This is a genomic window from Alteromonas sp. MMG017 (assembly GCF_018100795.1).
Taxonomy (GTDB): Bacteria; Pseudomonadota; Gammaproteobacteria; order Enterobacterales; family Alteromonadaceae; genus Alteromonas.
Window position 1 is genome coordinate 209,523 of record NZ_JAGJDY010000010.1, and the last position, 23,297, is coordinate 232,819.

Genomic DNA, 23,297 nt, shown 5'->3' on the forward strand with positions numbered 1-23,297 from the left:
AAGACTTTACAGATATTCTCTGCCTTTAACATCTCGCTTTCACTACCTGTCTACACTGCTGTGACTGTCATGTCTTCATAGTTATTCTATGCAACTGCTTCTCTGCTGTTATATCGAAGTAATTTACAACATTGCTAGCGCGTATTGTTTTTTATCTAAGCTATTCAGTGTATAGAAAGTTTGCGGCAGGTGCAGCGTTAATCTTTGGTATCTTTTTACCTCTTTCACGTAGTGTCTAATTTCTTAGCAATAAAAAACGCGGGCATGCCCGCGTTCTTATTCAGTCAGTTAATCTTTGACTTTACTGCTTTAAAGGACTGCTTAAGTCATGACGTAAATCGAAGCGGTCTAGTGTCATCACTTTTGTCCACGCATCTACAAAATCCTCTACGAATTTAGTTTTTGCATTGTCATAAGCGTAAACTTCTGACACGGCGCGCAATTCGCTATTTGAACCAAACACTAAATCAACAGGTGTAGCTGAGTAGAGCACTTCACCGGTTTTACGGTTTATGCCTTCATAAACCGCAGCATCGTCTGTTTTTCTCCACTTCACATTCATATCAAGCAATGTAGTAAAGAAATCGTTGTTCAGTGTACCTACATTACTTGTGAACACACCATGAGTGCTATTGCCATTATTTGCACCTAAGGAACGCAAACCACCAATTAACACCGTCATTTCTGGAACGGTTAAGTTCAGTTGGTCGGCTTTATCTACCAACATTTCTGCAGGTGAGCGATAGCTAGTGTCTGCGTTGTAGTAGTTTCGGAATGCATCAGCTGTTGGCTCTAACAGTGAGAACGAGTTCACATCAGTTTGCGCTTGTGTAGCATCACCACGCCCTGGAACAAACGGTACCGACACATCAACGCCTGCATCAGCAGCCGCTTTTTCAATAGCGGCTCCACCTGCTAATACAATGAGGTCAGCCAACGAAATTTTAGGGCTTGATGATTTACCGCCATTAAAGTCTTTTTGTATCTCTTTTAACGTAGATACTACAGCTTTAACGGTTTCGGGTTCATTTACCGACCAATCCATTTGTGGTGCAAGTGCGATACGACCTCCGTTTGCGCCCCCTCGATAGTCTGATGCTCTAAAGCTTGCTGCAGAGCCCCACGCTGTTTTAACTAACTGTTGTACGCTCAGGCCCGAATCTAAAATAGCCGCTTTTAACTTTTTAGCATCGCCATCACTTACCAACTTGTGATCTGTGTTAGTGACTGGGTCTTGCCATACAAAATTTTCTTCAGGAATATCGTTTCCAAGATAACGCGCTTTAGGGCCCATATCGCGGTGAGTTAACTTGAACCAAGCTTTCGCAAAGGCGGTTTGATATTCTTTTGGATCAGCAAGAAAGCGTTCCGCTATCTTGCGATATTCAGGGTCGTACTTAAGGGCGAGGTCTGCCGTTGTCATCACTGGCGCGTGTCGCTTCCCTTCTACATGAGCATCTGGCACTGCAGTTTGCGCCGACTCATCAGTAGGTATCCATTGAATAGCGCCTGCAGGGCTACGAGTTTGTTTCCACTCAAAGCCTAATAGATTTTGCAGATATAAACTGGTCCATCGCGTTGGAAGCTGCGTCCACGCCCCTTCTAAACCACTAGTAACGGTATCTTCAGAATGCCCTTTGCCGCAGTTGTTTTTCCAACCTAAGCCTTGTTCTTCAAGACCTGCACCACCGGGTTCAGCTTCTAAACAGTCGGCAGGCTTGTGAGCGCCGTGCATTTTACCGAAGGTATGTCCACCTGCGATTAGCGCCACAGTTTCTTCATCATTCATGGCCATGCGTTTGAATGCTGTACGAATATTTTTCGCTGATCCCATAGGATCAGGTACACCTTTAGGCCCTTCTGGATTAACGTAAATTAAACCCATGTGAGTCGCGCCTAATGGGCGTTGCAGCTCACCGCCTTTTTCTTCGCGATCACTAGCCAACATTTCTACTTCTGGCCCCCAATAAACCATATCAGGTTCCCAATCGTCTGTACGACCACCCGCATAACCATAGGTATCAAAACCCATGTTTTCCATACCTACCGTGCCGGCAAGTATCATGAGATCTCCCCAAGATAATGCTTTGCCGTACTTCTGCTTTATTGGCCAAAGTAATCGGCGTGCTTTATCTAGGCTTGCATTATCAGGCCAGCTATTAAGCGGGTCGAAGCGCATTTGACCACCATCGCCCCCGCCTCTACCATCTAACGTACGGTATGTACCTGCACTGTGCCATGAAAGTCGGATAAAGAAGGGGCCATAGTTACCATAATCTGCAGGCCACCAATCTTGCGACGTAGTCAGCAATTCATTCACATCGGCTTTAACCTGGTCTAAATCGAGTGAAGAGAATGCTTTTGCATAGTCAAAGTCTTCACCAAACGGGTTTGAGCGGCTGTCATGGTCTCTAAGTTGAGATAAGTTTAATTGTTCTGGCCACCAAAAATTATTCGTTCTTGCTTGAAAAGGCTGAACCATGCCGGTTCCTTTTGCGCCTGCTGGTTTACTAATTTCACTGTTAGCAAATGAATGCGTTGTTCCTAGCGCCAATGAAATCAAACCTGCTAATGTCGCTTTGCGTACCCTGGTAATTTTCATGTTGTTGTCCCATTTAGTTGTGTTTACCCCGCAAACAATAGTGTTGGAAAACCGCTGACCAACCTTACTTCAAGGTTAACAATTAATTTACATTAGAGAAGATAGTGATCGGGTAGCTTAAAAGACAGTTAATAAATTGAATGAACCCGATAGGAAATACTGATTAAGCTATTTTCGTTCGAGTTAAATGCAAAACTCCCCTCATTATGTACGGGTTATTAGCTTCCTTTTTTGGATATTTATTAGCCATGTACTCTTTTCATACTGTAAGAAAGTTATGCCGTACAACTTTTAATCGGCGGCTAAAACTTATTCAACCCTAATTCAAAATTAGGTCAGATCGTGAAACTCTTTCCCACTAATCCACCCATTTATGACAATTTTACGCTGGCACGCCGATTGAATAGTTAGTGTTATCAAACGTGAAGCATTTCATCTTCACGTGGATCTTCCTTTATTGGAAGCTAATGGAACGTTGGAAATTAAAACGAGGATGTCATTATGAAAAACACACTTACAGCACTTGCAGGTATTGCAGCACTTACATCATTCGGTAGTTACGCTCAGTCGAATGACTACTCCGTCGACGAAAGTGGCTTTTATGTCGGTGGTAACTACGGATACCTTCGCGTAGAAGGTGAAGACGATTTTGATGACGACAAAGATGTATGGCAAGGATTGCTAGGCTATAAATTTAACGAGTGGGTTGCGGTAGAAGGTAGTTTCATCGATTTCGGTGACTATGGCAACGATATCGCTGGCGGGGATACCGATGGGTACACGGCAGCAATTAAAGGTATCCTTCCGGTAACAGACCGTTTCTCTTTGTACGCGAAAGTAGGTCAATTATGGTCAGAAACTGAATACAATTTAGGTGGTATTTCTAGCGACTACGATGACGAAAGTCTTTTCGTTGGTGCAGGCTTAAGTTACGCCATTACTAAAAACTTTTTAGTTAACGCCGAATACACAGTGTACGACGCAGAGCTAGATGCGGACGAAGCAGTAGATGATATCGATGACACAAACTTCGAGACAGACCTGAAGCAGGCAAGCATCGGTGTTGAATACCGATTCTAAATACTAAAAGTTAATTGAGTTACACCTAAATGCGGCGCTGCAAAGCGCCGCATTTTTATTCACATCCCTTTCTATAAACAGTTACCTCAAAAACAGATAAATGAATATCAAGCTAACCACATGTTTTTGAGATAGCATAAATAATTCATATCACAGAATAACGGCAGAGACTCCATGCTAACACTTGCTCTTATATATCTTGGTGCTGCGCTAATTGCTGTACCTATTGCTAAACGATTAGGTTTGGGCTCAGTGCTAGGCTATCTCATTGCCGGAATTCTTATAGGTCCATTTGTTTTATCGCTAGTAGGCGACCAAACCGAAGTCATGCACTTCGCCGAGTTTGGTGTGGTAATGATGCTGTTTCTTATTGGGCTGGAGTTGCAACCTTCACGCTTATGGACGTTGCGGCATTCCATAGTAGGCCTAGGTGGGCTGCAAGTGCTACTTTCTACTGGGGCTATCTTTGCCATTACCTATTACGGATTAGGGCTTGCTTGGCAAAGCGCATTAGCAATTGGCTTAATGTTAGCCCTCTCATCAACCGCTATTGTTATTCAATCATTGGAAGAGAAAGGCTGGTTAAAATTAGACGCAGGGCAAAATAGTTTCTCGGTACTGTTATTTCAAGATATCGCCGTTATTCCTATTTTGGCACTTATGCCGTTACTCTCATTTCTTCCCGCCAGTGCCGTTGATGGTTCGAGCCACTCTCTAGTATCGGATTGGTCAGCCATGGGTAAAGTGGGTATTTCTATTGCCGTGATTGTTACCATTATCCTAGCGGGCAAATACATTTCCACCCCTATATTTAGGTACATCTCCCAAACCCACATGCGAGAAATATTCACGGTTTTTGCGCTATTCTTAGTGATTGCAATAGCACTACTCATGCAGACCGTGGGCCTTTCTCCGGCTCTAGGCACTTTCTTGGCGGGCGTGGTGCTTGCAGAAAGTGAGTTTAGGCATGAACTAGAAGCTGATATTGAACCCTTCAAAGGGCTGCTACTAGGGCTATTTTTCGTTACCGTTGGCGCATCCATTGATTTCGGATTATTAGCTGAGAACAGTTTACTTATTTTGCTGCTGGTTGTTGGCCTTGTCGCTATTAAAGGCTTAGTACTTTATGGCTTAGCCCATCTGTTTTCGATTAATTCTCGTCAACGATTGTTATTCTCTTTAGCCTTAGCACAAGGCGGGGAGTTTGCCTTCGTGTTGCTTTCGCTATCTCGAGAATTAAGTATTTTAAGTTCTGAGGAAGCGAGTATTGTCACCTTGGTAGTGGCGCTTTCCATGGTTATTACCCCATTGCTGTTAATGATTTACGACCGCGCACAGAAATTTCAAAAGTCATCAGCACCTGCATTTGATAAGCCTGAGGAAATAGAAGCTTCTCGACACGTGATTATTGCGGGCTACGGTAGATTCGGACAAGTTATTGGACGACTGTTGAAAGCCCAAGGCTATGAAGTAAGTGTGCTTGATCATAGCCCTAGTCAAATCGACTTGTTGAGACGATTTGGCAACAAAGTTTTCTACGGCGACGCCGCCAGAAAAGAATTGTTAGAAGCAGCAGGGGCGAACACCGCCGATCTGCTTGTTATCGCCATTGATGATCCACACAAAACCATCGAAATTATCGACATTGCCCGTAAGCACTATCCAAACTTGAAGCTAGCGGTTCGTGCTAGAGACCGGCGACATGCTTATGAGCTTATCCGCATGAAGGTCGGCACATTTAACCGAGAGACTTTCGACTCAGCATTGGTACTTGCGGTTGAATCGTTAAAATTATTAGGGAACGATGATATCGACGCCGAACGTGCAGGAAGATTATTTAGAGAACATGATGTTGAGTCTATGAATTTACTTGCTGAGTTGTGGGGCGACGACCACTCTTATGGCGTAGCAATTAAACAGCGGATGGATGACCTCACCCAAGTATTAGCACAAGATACTGAAGCAAAAGATAAGTTTAATACCTGCGACAGTACCGTTAATCCCAACGAGGTTAAAGAAGGGTAAGTTTAAAAAGGATGAGGCTAAACAAGTGTGATACTGAATAAAGGCAAAACTTCAACGAAAGATTGGCCATAATAAAGTATAGGATTTAATAACTTTATCTAATTTACAATACCAGCCTTAGGATGAGTGCCCTATTGCACTTTTTATACTTTGGTATAATCCTGCCTCGAATCAATCTTAAGGGCTGTGTGTTGTATTTTTTTCTAGCCACCTGCATTCTTGTTTCTATCGCAGTATGTGCGGCACTTTGCGGCTACTTCACGATAAAAACGGTATATCAGAAAAAGATAATATTTCGCTACTGGTCAATTGCCAGTGGCTTGCTTTGCGGTAGCTTAATTTCTCGCCTTAGTGATACCCTATTTGCACTTCCCTCTTCTTTTTTTATTTTAGGGCTCATTGCCTTTCTAGTGGGCTTCTATCAGATATTTTTGGGGCTGGAGTCGCTTCAGAAGCACAAAGACTACAAACTTAATCGCCATGCACTTCCTGTGCTCGGGGTGGGTGTAAGTGGAATTTGCGTGTTATGGACAATGCCTGCCCTAGCCGAGTCTGTGGCTATGTTTTTTTGTGCCGCGCTTGTGCTGTTAAGCGAGGGCGTACTTTACAACGATAATAGAGTAAAAGAGGAAAGGCGCGCCTTGCTTCGCCATTTGCTGCTTATCTCCTCTTTTTCGCTTTTCTTACATGGCACGGTATCGGTGGTGCATTCTATTACCGGAGGTATGGATGATTTATCGTTGTTGTACCAACTCACTTCTATGCTAATGGTGATAAGTGCAGCATTAATTGTTTTATCGCTGATGCGATGCAGCACACAGTCAGCTTCTCAATCACGTTATACTCGTTCGCTTAGTGGCTCTGGTGCAGTGGTACTAACCCGTGACGACTTTATTCAACAAGCCATAAAGAAACTTCAACACACTGACAAAGATGAAAACGTGCTCTTGCTAGTTGAAATAGATGGCTATCAGGAAGTTATCGATAACTACGGTGCAAGTGCCGGTGAAAGCGCCAGTTATCAAGTAGGTCAGTCTCTCATTCATTTTACCCGCTCAAATGATATAGCAGGACAAATAAGTGAGAGTAAATTTGCGATTATGCTAAGCGGTGTCACCATTGATTCGGTTCATGTAGTCGCAGATAGATTAGTGAAACAAGTGTTTTCTAAAAATGTCCAAACATTAGAAAGCGCCCCCATGTTTACTGCCAGTATTGGTATTGCGCCTTCATCTGATATCGTATTTTCGTGGCAACAAGGAGAGTCCTTCGATGTAGACAGCGTTAAACGGCAAGATGGAACCAGTTTGGTTTATATGCTGCCAACGCTTTTAACGGCGACTCTGTAAATTATATGCTTCCCCCCCCATCTTTAGTTCATCCGTTCATTACGCCTCAATTACTCTATTTCTGTGAAAAAGTTACACTCTTAAATTTTAGCCCATTGAAAAATTTTCACTAAAAAATCCTTAAAACCAATAATATTAATAAGTTAGCGTTCAAACTTACCTCTTCAGTGATCCGGAACGTTTCCTGCAACTTCTCACGTATATTTACTTTATTACACGGAAGCGATTTCGGGAGACGACATGGTTGATAACAATAATATATTCAAACCAGGTGAAAACTGTTGGGTTAGCAGTAAAGCTAATTTTGTTGCACCACTGATAGACTGTGGAAACTATTACAAAGCGCTACACAGCGCTATTGTAAAAGCCAAGCACAGTATTTTTATCATTGGGTGGGATATTGATAGTCGTATACGCCTCTTAAGAGGTGATGATGAAGCAAACAGTGAAGCCCCGAGTGTTGTCAGTGATTTACTTGCGTGGAAAGCAGAAAATAACCCCGACTTAAATATTTACCTACTTCGCTGGGATTCTTCTCTCGCGTTTTTCTCTAAACGAGAAATGTGGGCAAAAGAAGTGTGGGAAGAAAAGACCCCAGATAACGTGCAAACCGAGCTTGATGACACCATTCCAATGGGCGGCAGTCAGCACCAGAAAATTATCGTGATAGACGATGAACTGGTTTTCTCTGGCGGCATGGATATTTCAACGAACCGTTGGGACACCCGTGACCATCCTGTTGTGTCGGAAGAGCGAGATGGTCCAGACGGTGAGTATGCGCCACTACACGATGTGCAAATGGTCTCTTCAGGCCCCGTGGTTGCCGACTTTTCTAAATTAGTTCGCTGGAGATGGCTGCGGGTTGCCGAAAGTGAACCAGTAGAGATTCGCGAGCAAGCGGATACGTCTTTAGATGGCCCTATTCCGGACACGTGGCCGGAGGGTTTCCCGCCTATATTTGAAGAAGTCGATTGTGCGCTAGCCAGAACCATTCCGTTTATGGACGAAGTTGAACCCGCGCAAGAAGTACGCACTATGCTGCTTGATTTGATTGGTCAAGCTGAATCGCTTATCTACATTGAGAATCAATTTACTACTCGTCAGGAAATTGCTGAGGCGCTTAATAAACGTATGAAAGAGCGTCCTGACTTACACGTCATTATCGTCAGTTCTTACGAGCCTAAAGGTAAGTTTGAGTGTGAAGCCTTCTGGGCAAGTCGCATTGAATTTAAATCTATTCTTGAAAAAGATATCGACCCGAAAAGAGTAAAGTTGACTTATTCGTCGTGCGAAGACTTACAAGGCAGGAAAGCCTATAAACGCATTCATTCCAAAGTTATGACCGTTGACGACAAATACTTAGTGATAGGTTCGTCTAACCTAAGTAACCGTTCAATGACGCTTGATACCGAAATTGACGTTGTACTTAGCGGTAACAGCGACTTAAACAGAGCGGCTATTTTGAATGTCCGTAACGACTTGCTTGCTGAGCATACGGGTAGAGACATCTCAGATATGCCTGCATTGTTCGCTGAAGAATATCCTGTTGAAGCATTAATCCATGGGCAAATTGCTCACGGGTATGTATTAACAGAAGTTCGTGATGAAGTATTCACTACGCAGTCAGTGAACAACGTATTTCGTTCTTTGTCAGATCCAGAGGAGCCATTGATTTCTATGCCTTCATTTGATGGCGGGGCATTACCCGCGCGTAACCCAAGACGTCGAACTATTATGATCATGCTGGGGGTGGCCGTTATTGCCCTGCTCGGTGGCCTTATGTTTTGGGCTAGCCAATCCATTTCATGGTTAAGTGGTGAAAGCATTAATGCGTTTCTTGAAAAGAGTCGAGGAACTTATTTTGCACTGCCTACGGTACTATTAGTTTACGTAGTGGGAGGCATACTCTTCTTCCCAGTTACTGTCTTGTCGTTAGCGGTTGCCGCTATTTTTGGACCCATTTGGGGGCCAATATACGGCATCATGGGTGCACTGCTAAGCTCTGCTATTTTATTTGCTATCGGTAAACTTTCTGGTGACGCTGGTCTTCGAAAAGTAGGTGGACCTAAAGTAGAAGCCTTGGATGAAAAGCTTAAACAAAGCGGGATAGTGGGTGTAGCAGCTATCAGAATGCTGCCTATTGCGCCGTTCAGCTTAGTGAACTTAGTCGCCGGTATTTCGTCTATCGGTTTATTACAGTTTCTAATCGGTACCTTCTTTGGCATGTTCCCTCCAATGATTGCGAAAGGACTAGTAGGCGACTCTATCACGCAAATCTTCCGCAACCCGTCGGTTGAAACCATTAGCTATTTAGTGGGTGGTATCGTGCTGTGGGGATTAATGATTTGGGGTTCTCAAAAGTTCGCTCGTTATTATCAGGAAAATCGTCAAAAGCGTGCATCAGATAATGAAGCGTCGGAAAGTAAAGAATGTGCCGCATAATCAGTTACAACATTCACAGTGGGCTGGGCAGAGACAAGTTACAAAACTATCAGCGAATTGGGCAATTCCTAGCTGAATCGGGTGCCGATATTGTACTGTTACAGGAGATGGACACCCGTCCTTCAGAGCGCGCAATTGAGCGAGATATTGAAGATATTTGCGCTAAAAATGTCTACAACTTGGTGTCTTCTCCAGCGCTAAACGAGCCAAGCGGATGGTACGGTAATGCCATACTTTCCCGCTTCAAAGTTCTTGAACGAGAAACCTTCGATGTAAGCCAGCATGGGCGTCAGCCCAGAAATGTACAAGTGGTGGTGTTACAAACTGACAAGGGGCCGCTTACCGTGGTTAACACCCACAAAGGGTTGAAGCGATTAGAGCGCCGCTCACAATTTGCGTTATTGCATGATTATCTTGAACAAAGGATGCAAGCCAACCCCATGCCATTGGTATTGGCCGGAGACTTCAATGAGTGGCAATTCTTTTCTCGGGCTTTCACATCGTTAAACCAGCTTTTGAATCAAAAAAAGGTAGGTCCGACTTTTCCTAGTCAATTTCCTATTTTTTCTTTAGATCGTGTGTGGGTAAGTGATGACATCACTGTTTCACAATGCAAAAAGCTCACATCTAAAAAGGCAAGGGTCTTTTCTGATCATCTGCCGGTTCAACTGGACATTAGACTTCCAGAAGCTAATACCCCTTTCATTTCTGACTGATCCGTAAATGCCAAGGAACCTCGCCAGTGCTGCAGCGCCTGCTCACTGGCGACAACCTGCTTTATCACTTTAAGCATTTTTAAGACGGCTTCATTTAACGGACTCGTTTTGTTTGTAGCAGCCAATACCAGACGCTGCATTTCTGGCTCAACTATTTTTAAGGTTGAAACCAAGCCCGATTCTTCAAGATGAAAAATGGCCGATGTCGGTAATATCATTACCCCCTCACCTTGCATAACTTGTCGCAAACCTGTCATTAACTGCCCCGAATAGGCTAGATTGTGCTGTAAACTTACCCCTGTCGCGTTTTCATAATGTTCGATAAGTTTGCCCAATGCATCTTTATTCCCAGGCGATAGCAAAGGGAATTGGCTCAATGCCCAAAACGGAATACTTTCTCTGCCCGCAAGATGGCTGTATTCACTGGACGTTGCTTGATTGGCCATCACTAAATGCAAATTCTCACGAATAAGCGGTGAAACCGTCATAAACCTTGGGTCAACGTCTTGCTCATAGGTTAATGCAATATCGACCTGCCGCCCTTCTAACCACCCCTTTACTGAATACGAAGGGCCAGTACTTATTTCTAATTTCAGTTTCGGATGGTTTTGTTTTACTTCAGCAATAAGCGGCATAGAGAGTACATTGCCAATAGACGGAAGCATACCGACTTTTACCGTGCCTGCGGTCTTACCCACTAACTCTCGCAGTTCAGATTTAGCCGTATTGATATCATCCATGATCCTAGTGGCATGGGTGAGAAACAAGTCACCTGCTGGTGTTAACGTTACTCCAGAGAAGGTTCGACTTAGCAATTGCGCCCCCATCTCTCTTTCGAGGCTAGCCAATTGCTGGCTAATGGCTGGTTGAGCGATATCAAGCTCACGTGCTGCACCTGCAATACTGCCTTTGTGTACTGTGGTCAAAAAATACTGAAGTTGTTTAGAGTTCAATGTCTAGTTTCCCGAATATGACAGTTTTGTAACACATCGTCATAAAGCACAGGTCGCTTTATTGAGATTAAAATCAGCAAGTTACATGCCACAGGCCAGTAAAGCCCAACTGACATTTGTTAATGCAAAGTTAAACTTGAAGCTGTATTTATTTTTTTATCGTCAAACTAAAACAATTAAGATTAGTAAAATCAGTCAGTTAAATAGAACCTCAATACTTTCCTTATACCCCTCAATATTCTTTTTTCTTTCGCGATTTTAAAAGAATTTTTAGCCTGAGCACTAATACAGGTAACCACACAAAACATTTATAAGATGCAGGATGCATCAAGGTGGTGCTTGTTATGCCAAACGTGGGCGGCATTAGTCCCTGCTCCAAGTGAAGAATAACAACTCATAACGGCTCGTTTTAGGGAACACACATGAGAAAAAACAAAATACATAATTCAATTGCACTAGCGTTCACTGGAATCACTCTATCTTTGGCAGCACCACTCGCGCTAGCGCAAGAAGCTGAAGAAACCGCAGTAGATACTCAAAATGTTGAAAAAATTGCTGTTGTTGGTGCACGTGGTGCACCTCGGTCGGTAACTAGCTCCCCTGTACCTGTTGATGTATTAAGTGCTGAAGATATTGAAGCAGTAGCCTTCACCGACATGAACAACGTACTAATGACTTTGGTCCCATCTTATTCAGTAGCTCGACAGCCAATTTCTGATGGTGGTACTTTCATTCGTCCTGCAACCTTACGTGGTATGCCCACAGATAAAACGTTGGTGTTGGTTAACTCTAAGCGTCGTCACAGAGCAGCCTTGGTATCTATTGGGGGTTCTGGTACACAAGGCCCTGATATTGCCACTATCCCTACTGCTGCGATTGGCAGTGTAGAAGTATTACGCGATGGTGCGGCAGCCCAATATGGTTCTGATGCTATTGCTGGTGTTATCAACTTCCAGTTAAAAGAAAATACCGAAGGTGGATCATTTACCGCCGATTACGGAAGCTACTTTGAAGGTGATGGCGACCAAATTACCATTACAGGAAACAAAGGTTTCGCACTTGGTGATGATGGTTTCTTAAGTATTTCAGCGGAATACTCAGACAGCGAAGCCACATATCGCGGCGAGCAGTACTGTGAATCTTGGTTTTGTGTAGATGACCAGTCAGAACAATACATCGCAGATGCCACTGCAATGGCTAATACTGTGCACGGGTCGGACGTAGTTCAGCCTTGGGGACAGCCAAACACTAGCGGCGCTCGTATCTTCTTTAATGCTGGCTACGCATTAACTGCTGAGATGGAGCTTTACGCATTTGGTAACTATTCTGAAAGTGAAGGTGATGGTTCATTCTATTATCGTTACCCAGGTAACGGCACTATTGAAGATATCCGCTTAGAAGATGGTTCTATATGGAGCCCTACTGAATTTTTCCCAGGTGGCTTTACACCGCGCTTTTCTGGCGATGTTACCGACTACTCTTTTGTTGGTGGTATTAAAGGGATGTCTGGCGACTTAGGTTATGACATAAGTGGTCGTTACGGCTACAACGATATTTCATATACGCTTGCCAATACCATTAACCCGTCTATGGGTAATGAGTCACCTACATCATTTCAACCCGGTGACTTAACCAATGAAGAAACACAAATTCAAGCCGATTTCACCTATGACTTTGACGAATATATTCTAGCCTTTGGTGCAAGCTACCTTGATGAATCTTATGAAATATCAGAAGGCGAAGTTGATTCTTACTTTGCAGGGCCTTACGCAACATCTGATCCTTGGGGCTTCTGTGACGGAGATGCGGCTAGTGCAGCTGGTTTAGCCGTCATTGCGACCGGTTCAACGCTAGATTGTGCTAACAGTGATGATGCGGTTTATACCGTGGTGGGTGTAGGCTCAAACGGTTTCCCTGGTTATTCACCTGACTACTCAGGTACGTATAGCCGAGATTCTTACGCGGTATATACCGATATTTCTGGTGATATTACCGACGAATTGTTTGCACAAGCGGCTATCCGCTATGAAGACTACTCAGACTTTGGTTCTGAGGTGGTTTATAAGGTTGCGGGTATTTATCAAATAAATGATGAAGTTGCGGTAAGAAGTTCATACGGCACAGGCTTCAGAGCACCGACGCCAGGTCAACAAGGTACTACAAACGTATCGACCCGTTTACCTGATGGTTTCCCAGTAGCAACGGGCTTGTTCCCTGCTGGTGGCGATGTAGCTCAAGCGTTAGGCGCAGAAGAGCTTCTTCCTGAAAAATCGACTAACTTTACACTTGGTTTAACTGCTAGCTTTGGTGATTTAACCCTTACTGCCGATTACTACAACATTCAACTAGAAGACAGACTGTACTCAGTATCTACACGGGACGTTTCTACTACAGTAGTGACCGACCCAGACGCTGATGGTTATGCTGCATACCAAAATTACTTGGCACTATCGGGTGCTGGTGTATCAGGTGCAGAATCAATTGGTGGTGTGTTCTTCTTCCAAAATGCGTTCGATACGGTTACTGAAGGTGTTGATCTCGTTGCCACTTATAAAATGGAAACGACCTACGGTTCAACGATGATTACAGGGTCTATTAACTATAACGATACTTCGTTCGACTCAGATCCTAGCGAATACCTAGACCCTGAAGACATGTTCGATTTTGAAAATGGAACGCCAGAAATGCGCGGCGTATTCTCTGTCACACATAGTTATGATGTGTGGTCTGCGGTGGCACGATTGAGTTACTACGGTGAATACGAAAATGTAGGCAGCGATGATGGTACCGTAATCGATGCCGAAACAATTCAAACTTACGGCTCTGAATTTATGTTTGATATTGAAGGGTCATACCTCATCAATGAAAACCTAACGTTATCAGTAGGTGTACGTAACCTATTTGATAGCTATCCAGACCCTACAATAAATGGTGATGCTTGCTGTGGTCAAGTCTATGACTCAGGCTCAGTCGTCGACTGGCAGGGTGGTTACTACTACACCCGCTTAGCGGCAAGATTCTAAAAGCAACTAATAATAAACACCGGCAAATGCCGGTGTTTATGTTTTCACCCCTCGTTTTGTAAGTAAAATTTAAAGGTCTGTTCATGTTATTAGAAGTATTTGCTGGAGATGTTATTTTATGGAAATAGAGCTTCTCTGGTTCGTTGTTACTCTTTGTATTACAGGTGCTATTGCAGGTATAACTGCTGGTCTTTTTGGTAATGGAGGTGGATTTGTTGTTGTTCCCGCTCTATTAGCTGTATTTCCATTTTTTACGCCCCCGTCACAAGAGTTAGTCAAAGTTGCAATAGGCACTTCTTTAGCTTCAATTGTGGTATCTAGTACCCGCTCAGTAATGGCTCACCATAAAAAAGGCGCTGTTGATTTTGATATTCTAAAATCATGGAGCATCTGGATAGTAATGGGCGTAATTGGCGGTATTTACATTGCCAGTAGCACAAGTAGCGATGGTTTAACGGTCGTTTTTGCGGCAGGTGTTTTACTTTATTCTATTTACTTCTTGTTCCCAGAATTTGTTATTCGCCCTGGTGTAGCGTTATCTATGCCTGAAGGTATTGCTAAATCTGCACTTGCTTTTGTACTTGGAGGCTTTTCGGCTCTTCTGGGTATTGGCGGCGGCACACCCATGGTAATTACTATGGTTATCTGTCAACGCACCATCCAGCAAGCGGTAGCCACAGCCGCTGGCGTTGGCTTCCTAATTGGTCTGCCTGGCGCTATCGGATTTCTCTTTATGAAACATCCTGAAGCCGCCATTCTGCCCGTTGGAACAATAGGCTATATCAATATCCCTGCGTTAGTTGCTATTAGTATAGGGGCCATTATTACAGCACCTATGGGAGCAAAAATGGCGCATAACTTCAGCGAGAAAAAATTAAAACGAATGTTTGGTATTTACTTAGTAATTGTTTCTAGCGCTATGTTTTACAAGGCCCTATAAACACTTACGATGTTTGAGATAAGGAATTAACAATGTCACATAATGTTTCAAGACGCCTATTTTTGGGTGGCAGTGCCGCCGCTACTGCCATTGGTGCTTCTGGCTTGATTACCTCTGCGGGCCTTCAAGCTGCCACGCCGACTATGTCCAAGGTACTGTATGGTCCAAAGCCAGGTATCGCTAAATTAAATGCGAATGAAAACCCATTTGGACCAAGCTCAGCAGCGTTAAAGGCAATTGCTACTGCCTCTGCCGAGGGTGGCGCATACTATGCCTACCCCGCCGCAATGACTTTGCTAGATATGATTGCAGAGCGCCATGGGATTACCCCTAAGAATATTTCGTTAAGTGCAGGTTCTAGCCCCATTCTTTCTTACGCCGCCCTTGCTGCGAGCAAGAAAGGAAAGATTTTAGGCCCGGATCTTTTTTGGGATACCACCTCTAAAGCACCAGAGAAGCAAGGTGCACCTGAGATTGTTCGGGTACCTAACACAAAAGATTTAGCAATCGATTTGGATGCCATGTATGCAGCCATTGATGACAGCGTTGGCATGGTGCATATCACCAATCCTAACAACCCAACAGGACGCCTTCTAGACCCTGCAAAGCTTCGAGAATTCTGTATCAAAGCTTCTAAAAAGACGTTAGTACTTGTTGATGAAGCTTATAATGAACTTACAGACGATCCGCCTGCAAACTCAATGATTCCGTTAGTGAAAGCCGGGCACAATATTATTGTTGCGCGAACCTTTTCCAAGATTTACGGCTTAGCGGGTATGCGAGTTGGTTACATGATTGCCTCTGAAGAAAATACAGAATGGATCAATCGCTATGGCATGGGGGGTTACACATTAAACCAAGCAGGTTTAGCTGCAGCCATTGCTTCATATAATGATGAAGCCTTCCTTACGTTTGTTAAAGATAAGGTTGTAGAAGCAAAAGGCTTAGTGATGGACGGCCTCAAGGCCAATGGCCTAACAGCCCTCCCTTCTAGTACTAACTTTGTCTTTGTGGATCTTGGTAAAGGAGATGCTGAATTATTTAGAGCCGCCATGGCGGAGAAAGATATTCACATCCGCGGTATTTATCGCACCTATACTAATTGGTCAAGAGTAAGCATGGGCAAAATCGCAGATGTGCAGCGCTATGTCGATGCTATCCCGCAAGCACTTGAAACAATGACTAAAAAACAGAATTCTTAATTGAGTTAACACCTCTTTATTTTATGCGTGCAGCCACGCTAGGCTGTACGCTTCTCTCGTTTTCCCCCATCCACAAGCATTTACACGTAAAGTATAATGCTCATAAATGCCCTCCTTGTCATATACTCTTAAAGTACCTTGTGCAAATACACCTACCTAGGTTTTAGAATCTTAGAATGTCTACTAAGCTTCTTTCAGGCGCTGAGAAATTGCACACACTGTTCTAACAGACGTAAAAGGAGGCTGTTGATGGCACTATCTGTTTTAGTTGCTGACGACTCTAAATTGTCACGCCGTAGCGTAAAAAAGTCGCTACCGCCGGAATTAGACTACGATATTTCAGAGGCAACGAATGGCCAAGAAGCGATAGATTTGTTAGCTGAAAACACTTTCGACCTTGTGCTGCTTGATTTAACCATGCCAGAGGTTGATGGTGTGGATGTGCTGGAATACTTATCCAAGCGTGAAGAAGCCTTCCCTAATGTCATCGTGATCAGCGCAGATTTTCAGCCAGAAAAACAGCGCATCGTACTGTCCTTAGGGGCACAACGATTCATTAGAAAACCATTAGACAAAGAAGAGCTGGCAATGACTATGTTCGAGTTGGGGTATCTATGAGCGCTGTAATACCATTAGACGAGGAACAACGCGATGCGCTGCAAGAATTGCTCAATATTTCAATGGGCCAAGCAGCAAATTCACTCGCGCAACTCATTGAAACTAAAATTGATATTTCAATTCCTAAAATAACGTCAGTTACCCCTACTCAGCTTTACACCTTGCTGTTTGGCTCTGCAGATACATTTCATACCCGCCAGTCTTTTCTAGGTGATATTCAAGGTGAAGTGATGTCGGTACTTTCCCGCTCGGGTCTGAGCGAGATGGCAAAGCTGATGGAATACAGTGAACCGCTGAGTAAAGAAGATGTAGAGGAAATTATACTCGAGCTTTCTAACATTCTAGCCGGCGCGTGTTTGGCAGGCTTATCAAGCCAATTAGAGCTGACCACCAATTTGAATATGCCAACGTTGTTTACCCCTAACAAAGAGAACTTCGACGAGCTAAAGTGGCAACATAGCTTGGTCATGGAAGTGCAATTCACCGTAGCCGTTTCATCCTTTTCTATGCGTGTTGTTTTCTGCTTAGATGACGATTCACTGACAAGAATGAAAGATACTTTAGATGAACTTCTAGAATAATGTTTGAGCAACTGGTTGAAAAACTTCCGGTTGGAATTGGCATCGTTGATGAAGATTTTCTGGTTGTTTATTTAAACGACTTTTTTAGAGATCGTCTTCCTCACGAAAATCGCGATTCGTACAAAGACAGCCCAGTTACCGATATTTTTAGCGGCCAAGGCAAATTTCTAAAACGAAGGTTAAAATCGGTTTTTGTTCTCCAGCATCCTAGTTTCAGCTACTGGGAACAGCGCCCCCATATATTTCCGTTTAAAAGCAGTAGACCGATAACTGGCGAAGAAACGCAAATGTATCAAAACATGGAGATATTGCCGGTAAAGGATAAAAGCACAGGCAAAAAATACGCCTGCATTTTTTTGCAAGACGTTACCGCGCAAGCCAGCTACTTCCGTACCCAACAAAAGCTATCCGCCGCATTGAAAGTAGAGCACGAAGCCCAACGCAAACTTATTCGTAAACTTGATACCGCACAATCTCAACTCATTCAAGCCGAAAAAATGGCATCAACGGGCCAATTAGCTGCGGGGATAGCCCATGAAATTAATAATCCTATTGGCTTTATCAATGCAAACTTAGACACCCTGTCACAATACGCTAATAACTTAATATCTATTTGCGATGGGGTAGAAAATCGCGTTACCGATTTTAACGATGAAGTAAAAGAACAAATAAAAAACCTTTTCGAAGCACAGCACTATGATTTGATAAAAGATGACATTGAAGAGTTGCTTGAAGAATCGAAAGCGGGCTTAAATCGCGTTAAGGATATTGTCGATAATCTAAAACAATTCTCCCTCGACAGCACACAAGGCAGTCAGATTGTAGAGTTAAATGACGTTGCCTCACAAACCATCAAGCTTGTATCGACCCAATATGCTTCTCATCACTATAAGGTCGAATCAGCCGACGAAAAAATAGAGATAATGGCCAACCCCGGGATGATAAAACAAGCCTTGATGAACATATTACTCAACGCCGCCCAGGCTATTCCAGACAAAGGCTACGTTAAGTTATCCTTATTAAAAAATAGCGAGAACATTACCATTAAGGTGCTGGACAGCGGTGAAGGTATAGAGCAAAAAAATATGAAAAGAGTTTTCGAACCCTTTTTTACTACCCGCCCTGAAGGTCAAGGCCAAGGGTTGGGATTATCTACTGCCTATACCATTGTAGAAAAGCACAAAGGAAAAATTTCAATCAATAGCAAAGTGGGCAAAGGTACGGTGGTTACAATAGAGCTACCGATCACTTCAGAAGACGATTCAGCAACAGCACCTCAGTAAGCTCTATTATTGCACTCCATACAAATAAATTCCGTCATCAGATAAATGCCGCGTTATTTTTCCATGGGACAAGAGGTAGTTTAAGTGGGACACACATTCAGCGACGGCAAACACGATATTTCTACCACTCAGTTCCCGTTTAAACAAGACGGGCAACAACTCGACCGCCGTCTGAGGTTTACTGCAAGCCTCCACTAGTGCATTTAAATGACGATGGTGATGTTCAATAAGTTCATTCACTCGGTCTTTCACACCAACAAAGGGTTGCCGGTGTGCGGGTAATACCAAGGTTTTTTCCGGTAAGTCAGTGAAAGGCAGTAGCGTACACAAATAATCTTGTAACGTATTAGCCTCAGGCTCCGTTGAATATACCCCTATATTAGGAGTTATCTTTGGTAAAATATGATCGCCCGCGAGTAGTATTCCAAGCTCTTTAGAATATAAGCACACGTGCTCTGGTGAATGCCCCTTCCCTATCATCACTTCCCATGAGTTACCATTTAGCGTAAGCACATCACTTTGCTTCAATCGTCTATAGCTGATGGGAATGGGCGATACCACATTGCTATACCCTTTATTTCCTGACATCAGCGATGTCACGTCATCAGCTTTTAAACCTGCGCGGTGATAGTATTGCTCATCCCGCCATGCGGAAGTGTCACTTTTTCCCCCTGTAAAAGCCCTCGCAGTAAAATACTCAACCTGCGACATGTAAAGAGGCACTTTGAATTGGTCTGCTATCCAACCGGCTAAACCCACATGATCAGGATGCAAATGCGTAACTAAGACCGCTGAAATGGGTTTATCCAATGCGGTAAAAATCTCATTCCACAATGTCTTAGTTGTATTCGTACCGAGCCCAGTATCAATAACCACCCAGCCATCATCATCTTCAACAAGATAGAGGTTTATGTGGTCAAGGTCGAAAGGCAATGGCATACGAAGCCAAAGGACGCCATCCGCTATCTCTGTCCACTCACCGGGAGACGGTTGCTCAATTGCTGGGTAATGCATACATCTTCACCTTTTCGCTGGTATACTTAGTTCTATAACGATAGGTAGGTAAAAACAAACGTATCTGTTTGATAATCAACTATAGCGTTAAGTAATAGCACCGGCAGACTACGTGATAGCGAGCAATAGTGACTATTAACCTGTTTGTCTTCTGGTAGAGAAAATCGGCCGCCCTGTATCATGAGTCCTTCATTATTCCACCAACTAAAATTAACGTGTCGTGATTAGAAAAGGTTATATTCTTAGTAAACATACTACCAATAAACATGCGTCCGGTAAGCATAACGGGGTTTGTATTGAAGTGTGGGTGTCTACCGATGATGGCCCTGTATGTCTTCAAAGCGCCCCACAGAAACCCTCTTGCTTTGTTGCCACTGAAAACACCACAAACATAGTAGAACAGGCAAAGCGAGAAGGTATTCAGGTTGAAGTTTCCTCAGACAATTTTTATACCCTTGAGCAAGTGGAAGTAGACACCCTTAAAACCACCTCTGACTCTCACATGCACCAATTAAGGCAGCTTGCTAAAAGTTTACACATCACTTTGTATGAAGCTGATATAAGACTTGCCGATAGGTATTTAATGGAGCGGTTTATATACGGTTCGTTGGAGTTTGTTGCTGCTGACGAAAACGCAACATTAATACCTGATGCGCGAATTAGGCCCGCAATCTACACGCCTAATCTTTACTCGATTAGCATCGATATTGAGTGCGATGAAAATGAAAACCTATTCAGTATAGCGCTAGCTTCCAGCGACGTTAACGAAGTGATGTTGGTTTCTGCGTCCACTCACCCCAAGACACTATATGTGCCAGACACATTTTCACTGAGTCAGTTTTCGACTGAATCAGCGCTACTTACTGCATTTGCAAAGCGTATACGCGATATTGATCCCGACGTTATCTTAGGCTGGAACGTCAAACAATTTGATATGGCTGTGCTTGCAAGGCGAGCAAAAAAACAAGGTGTCAAATTTACAATAGGCAGAGACAAACGAGAAGCCTTCGTAAGGGATTGGGATGGCCAAACTATCGTGGATATACCCGGTCGCAGTATTGTAGATGGCATTGAAGCGCTAAAGACTATGACCTATCAATTTGACTCTTTCTCTTTAGACAATGTTGCACAACAATTACTGGGAGATAAAAAGCTCATTCAGAGTGAAGACAAACTTGCAGCAATAAAAGCCTTGTATTACGAAGACCCCTCTTCGCTTGCCAGCTATAACCACAAAGACTGTGTGTTGGTAAATGAGATTGCTGCAAAAACCCGATTTATCGAATTTCTTATTTTAAGAGGCACCTTAACTGGGCTCGATTTAGGAAGACCCGGTGGGTCGGTAGCGGCATTTCTGAATGTGTATTTACCAAAGTTACACCGACAAGGTTACATAAGTGGTGTACGTCCGGAACACGGCGGGTTAGCTAGCCCAGGGGGCTACGTAATGAATTCACAGCCTGGCCTGTACTCTGATGTACTTGTACTCGACTTCAAGAGCCTATACCCATCAATTATTCGCACGTTTAAGATTGACCCTATGGGGCTTGCCGAAGGTCTTAAAGATCCAAGCAGTGCCATCGAGGGGTTCAAAGGGGCTATGTTCAGTCGTGACAATCATTTTTTGCCCGATATTATAGACAACCTATGGCGCCAAAGAGACGAAGCAAAAAAACAAAACGATGCGCCACGCTCTCAGGCAATAAAAATCTTAATGAACTCCTTTTACGGTGTATTAGGCAGTGGCGGATGTCCCTTTTACGACCCAAGGTTAGCAAGCTCTATTACTTTGCGTGGGCATGAAATAATGCAAACTACTGCAAAGTGGATAAAAGAAGCAGGGTTCTCAGTTATCTATGGCGATACAGACTCTACCTTTGTACACGTGAATAACAACACATCGTTAGGCACGCCTAATGAAACGGGACAGTCCCTAGCAAACACTATTAATCATAAGTGGCAACGCAAGCTTCGAGAAGACTATGATATAGACTGCCATTTGGACATTGAATTTGAGACCCACTTTGAAACCTTTTTCATGCCCACCATTAGAGGCTCGGCGTTAGGCAGTAAAAAAAGATATGCAGGCTTAAAGCAAACTGGCGATAAAAAAGAACTGGTTTTTAAAGGGTTAGAAAACGTACGTTCAGACTGGACCGAATTAGCTAAATACTTTCAGTATGAATTGTATCGACGGGTTTTCGAAAAAGCCCCAGTATCTGATTTTATTAAACAAACTGTTGATAATATTCGCCAAGGGAAAGAAGACGCCAGACTCGTGTATGCAAAACGATTAAGGAAGCCATTAAGTGACTACATCAAATCGTTGCCTCCTCATGTAAAAGCCGCGCGCCTCGCAGATGATATTAATCGTAAAACAGGCCAACGACTACGTTACCAGCACAATACAACCATACGCTATGTTATGACGGTACAAGGCCCTCAAACTACCGAGCACCAGATGGCATCGCTTGATTACGATCATTACATCGAAAAGCAAATAATGCCCATAGCGGACAGTATACTTCCTCTTATCAATCTTTCATTTAGTCAGCTCACTAACGAACAATTATCGCTATTCCCAAATTAAGGTAACGATAAATTCTTATTCATATCATGAATGTCTCTTTCGATTAAATTTGCCTGAATATATTTCAAACTCTTGTTTCTATTTAACAAAAATGAACAGCACACCATATTACAGTTGCTCACAGTAATGCATAATATTCAATAACTTATCACATGGCACAATCAATGAATGATGACAAGTGAGTATTTTATATTTTGCTCTAACCGAGCAATGCCTTATTCACTACAGAAGGAGAATGTGATGAAAAAGCTTACGCTACCACTTGTAATAGGTGCAGTAATGTCAACGACCGCCGCAGCCGGTAATGCCTTTACGGGGAACATGCAGATGAATCAAGACTCCAAAATTTCTGCTGATTTCTCATCCCTTGATAATGATGGAAATGGACACATCACCAAGTCAGAACTTCAACAATCAACGTCAGTGAAAAGCTTTGGTAAAATGGACACTAACGGAAATGGAAAACTAACCCAGTCGGAGTTTAAGCAATACGTTGAAGCGAATCCGAGTAAATTTTCTGAGAAAGTAGTAGCAACTGTGAGTACCACTGGCACTACTGATGCTGTGCTTACACGCAAAATGAGTACTTCAACATCCCAGTCGATGAATGAACCTATGGTAAAAGCCAAGGGTGAAGAAATGTCGGCAGACATGAAGGCTTCAATGTCGGAGAAATTTGGAAAAGCCGACCGTAATGATGATGGCAAACTATCTATGATGGAAATTAAAAAGGCTGATATCGATGGTGACTTCAATAAGATGGACCAAGATAATAACCAGCTTATTACTAAGGTAGAGTTACGTCAGTATCTAGAAAATAAATAGAACAGTTTTGTATTCGAGCCTCGCGCCAGCGAGGCTTAACTAATTTTCTATCAC

The 23,297-nt window shown here is 43.3% G+C and carries 16 protein-coding genes; 13 read left to right on the forward strand and 3 right to left on the reverse strand.

Going from position 1 to position 23,297, the window contains the following annotated elements:
* Positions 1–301: 301 nt before the first annotated feature.
* Positions 302–2,602, reverse strand: a complete 2,301-nt coding sequence (gene katG / locus J8L84_RS16180) for a catalase/peroxidase HPI (protein WP_211071587.1) — start codon at positions 2,600–2,602, stop codon at positions 302–304.
* Between the two features lie 501 nt (positions 2,603–3,103).
* On the opposite strand from katG, the gene J8L84_RS16185 reads away from it, so the two are divergent.
* The 5 genes from J8L84_RS16185 (at position 3,104) to J8L84_RS16205 (ending at position 10,214) form a co-directional block, all read left to right on the forward strand.
* On the forward strand, positions 3,104–3,682 hold the full coding sequence (locus tag J8L84_RS16185; protein ID WP_057789472.1) for a porin family protein: 579 nt from the start codon (positions 3,104–3,106) through the stop codon (positions 3,680–3,682).
* Between the two features lie 174 nt (positions 3,683–3,856).
* Entirely contained in the window at positions 3,857–5,707 is a 1,851-nt protein-coding gene (locus tag J8L84_RS16190) for a monovalent cation:proton antiporter-2 (CPA2) family protein (RefSeq protein ID WP_211071588.1), read from the forward strand.
* Positions 5,708–5,895: 188 nt separating this feature from the next.
* Complete coding sequence (locus J8L84_RS16195; RefSeq protein WP_211071589.1) at positions 5,896–7,056, forward strand: diguanylate cyclase; 1,161 nt, start codon at positions 5,896–5,898, stop codon at positions 7,054–7,056.
* Positions 7,057–7,296: 240 nt separating this feature from the next.
* On the forward strand, positions 7,297–9,498 hold the full coding sequence (locus J8L84_RS16200; protein ID WP_211071590.1) for a VTT domain-containing protein: 2,202 nt from the start codon (positions 7,297–7,299) through the stop codon (positions 9,496–9,498).
* Complete coding sequence (locus J8L84_RS16205; RefSeq protein WP_211071591.1) at positions 9,486–10,214, forward strand: endonuclease/exonuclease/phosphatase family protein; 729 nt, start codon at positions 9,486–9,488, stop codon at positions 10,212–10,214. The genes J8L84_RS16200 and J8L84_RS16205 overlap by 13 nt, the downstream gene beginning before the upstream one ends.
* Here the strand turns inward: J8L84_RS16205 and J8L84_RS16210 are convergent.
* Positions 10,163–11,167: a LysR family transcriptional regulator gene (locus J8L84_RS16210; protein WP_211071592.1), complete on the reverse strand. Its 1,005-nt coding sequence runs from the start codon at positions 11,165–11,167 to the stop codon at positions 10,163–10,165. The genes J8L84_RS16205 and J8L84_RS16210 overlap by 52 nt on opposite strands.
* A 422-nt stretch (positions 11,168–11,589) precedes the next feature.
* Here J8L84_RS16210 and J8L84_RS16215 point away from each other — a divergent pair, with 422 nt between their 5' ends.
* The 6 genes from J8L84_RS16215 (at position 11,590) to J8L84_RS16240 (ending at position 18,814) form a co-directional block, all read left to right on the forward strand.
* Complete coding sequence (locus J8L84_RS16215; protein ID WP_211071593.1) at positions 11,590–14,190, forward strand: TonB-dependent receptor; 2,601 nt, start codon at positions 11,590–11,592, stop codon at positions 14,188–14,190.
* Between the two features lie 118 nt (positions 14,191–14,308).
* Positions 14,309–15,130: a sulfite exporter TauE/SafE family protein gene (locus J8L84_RS16220; protein WP_057789454.1), complete on the forward strand. Its 822-nt coding sequence runs from the start codon at positions 14,309–14,311 to the stop codon at positions 15,128–15,130.
* 32 nt (positions 15,131–15,162) lie between these two features.
* Positions 15,163–16,332: a histidinol-phosphate transaminase gene (locus J8L84_RS16225; RefSeq protein WP_211071594.1), complete on the forward strand. Its 1,170-nt coding sequence runs from the start codon at positions 15,163–15,165 to the stop codon at positions 16,330–16,332.
* A gap of 249 nt (positions 16,333–16,581) precedes the next feature.
* The gene (locus J8L84_RS16230) at positions 16,582–16,950 is read left to right on the forward strand and encodes a response regulator (RefSeq protein ID WP_211071595.1); all 369 of its coding nucleotides are present in this window, start codon (positions 16,582–16,584) and stop codon (positions 16,948–16,950) included.
* A complete protein-coding gene (locus J8L84_RS16235; RefSeq protein WP_211071596.1) occupies positions 16,947–17,531 on the forward strand; it encodes a chemotaxis protein CheX in 585 nt (194 codons plus the stop codon). Before J8L84_RS16230 ends, J8L84_RS16235 begins: the two co-directional genes overlap by 4 nt.
* Positions 17,531–18,814 (forward strand): ATP-binding protein, encoded by a 1,284-nt coding sequence (locus tag J8L84_RS16240; protein ID WP_211071597.1) that lies wholly within the window; start codon positions 17,531–17,533, stop codon positions 18,812–18,814. The genes J8L84_RS16235 and J8L84_RS16240 overlap by 1 nt, the downstream gene beginning before the upstream one ends.
* A 6-nt stretch (positions 18,815–18,820) precedes the next feature.
* Here J8L84_RS16240 and J8L84_RS16245 read toward each other — a convergent pair whose 3' ends face one another.
* Positions 18,821–19,828: an MBL fold metallo-hydrolase gene (locus J8L84_RS16245; RefSeq protein ID WP_211071598.1), complete on the reverse strand. Its 1,008-nt coding sequence runs from the start codon at positions 19,826–19,828 to the stop codon at positions 18,821–18,823.
* A 220-nt stretch (positions 19,829–20,048) separates the two neighbouring features.
* On the opposite strand from J8L84_RS16245, the gene J8L84_RS16250 reads away from it, so the two are divergent.
* Together J8L84_RS16250 and J8L84_RS16255 are read left to right on the forward strand one after the other, a co-directional pair.
* Positions 20,049–22,418, forward strand: a complete 2,370-nt coding sequence (locus tag J8L84_RS16250; RefSeq protein WP_211071599.1) for a DNA polymerase II — start codon at positions 20,049–20,051, stop codon at positions 22,416–22,418.
* Between the two features lie 240 nt (positions 22,419–22,658).
* Positions 22,659–23,243 (forward strand): EF-hand domain-containing protein, encoded by a 585-nt coding sequence (locus J8L84_RS16255; protein WP_211071600.1) that lies wholly within the window; start codon positions 22,659–22,661, stop codon positions 23,241–23,243.
* The last annotated feature ends 54 nt before the right edge of the window (positions 23,244–23,297 follow it).

Excerpts from the sequence above, each read along its gene's own strand:
- J8L84_RS16240 (WP_211071597.1), top strand. The coding sequence starts at position 17,531 with ATGTTTGAGCAACTGGTTGAAAAACTTCCGGTTGGAATTGGCATCGTT.
- J8L84_RS16220 (WP_057789454.1), top strand. The coding sequence starts at position 14,309 with ATGGAAATAGAGCTTCTCTGGTTCGTTGTTACTCTTTGTATTACAGGT.
- J8L84_RS16200 (WP_211071590.1), top strand. The coding sequence starts at position 7,297 with ATGGTTGATAACAATAATATATTCAAACCAGGTGAAAACTGTTGGGTT.
- J8L84_RS16245 (WP_211071598.1), bottom strand. The coding sequence starts at position 19,828 with ATGCATTACCCAGCAATTGAGCAACCGTCTCCCGGTGAGTGGACAGAG.
- J8L84_RS16230 (WP_211071595.1), top strand. The coding sequence starts at position 16,582 with ATGGCACTATCTGTTTTAGTTGCTGACGACTCTAAATTGTCACGCCGT.
- J8L84_RS16215 (WP_211071593.1), top strand. The coding sequence starts at position 11,590 with ATGAGAAAAAACAAAATACATAATTCAATTGCACTAGCGTTCACTGGA.
- J8L84_RS16205 (WP_211071591.1), top strand. The coding sequence starts at position 9,486 with ATGTGCCGCATAATCAGTTACAACATTCACAGTGGGCTGGGCAGAGAC.
- J8L84_RS16255 (WP_211071600.1), top strand. The coding sequence starts at position 22,659 with ATGAAAAAGCTTACGCTACCACTTGTAATAGGTGCAGTAATGTCAACG.
- katG (WP_211071587.1), bottom strand. The coding sequence starts at position 2,602 with ATGAAAATTACCAGGGTACGCAAAGCGACATTAGCAGGTTTGATTTCA.
- J8L84_RS16225 (WP_211071594.1), top strand. The coding sequence starts at position 15,163 with ATGTCACATAATGTTTCAAGACGCCTATTTTTGGGTGGCAGTGCCGCC.
- J8L84_RS16185 (WP_057789472.1), top strand. The coding sequence starts at position 3,104 with ATGAAAAACACACTTACAGCACTTGCAGGTATTGCAGCACTTACATCA.
- J8L84_RS16235 (WP_211071596.1), top strand. The coding sequence starts at position 16,947 with ATGAGCGCTGTAATACCATTAGACGAGGAACAACGCGATGCGCTGCAA.
- J8L84_RS16190 (WP_211071588.1), top strand. The coding sequence starts at position 3,857 with ATGCTAACACTTGCTCTTATATATCTTGGTGCTGCGCTAATTGCTGTA.